This window comes from Corynebacterium sp. HMSC073B01 (assembly GCF_001838255.1).
Lineage (GTDB): Bacteria > Actinomycetota > Actinomycetes > Mycobacteriales > Mycobacteriaceae > Corynebacterium > Corynebacterium jeikeium_D.
In genome coordinates this window covers 1-207 of record NZ_KV836185.1, presented here as the reverse complement: position 1 = coordinate 207, position 207 = coordinate 1, and the positions used below count along the sequence as shown (strand labels likewise).

Below are 207 nucleotides of genomic sequence, written 5' to 3'. Positions count from 1 at the left end.
CAACTGTTTATTGCCGGCCCTGGTGGGAAACTCGCCGCGGACCGACGTACCCGACTGCCGGGTGGTCGGCGCGATGCCGGCGTAAGCAGCCAAGTGCGCGGCATCGGCGAAGTCGGAGCAATCGCCGATGGACAGCAAGATGTTGGAGGCGGTCTTGATGCCTACGCCGGGCATCGACATCAAGACCTGGGCAAGAGGGAACGATTC

At 63.3% G+C, this 207-nt stretch carries 1 protein-coding gene; it reads right to left on the bottom strand.

Annotated features, from left to right (window positions below; all coding sequences use genetic code 11):
• On the bottom strand, positions 1 to 207 hold a 207-nt coding region (locus tag HMPREF2849_RS09260), incomplete at both ends, for a transposase (protein ID WP_141764555.1).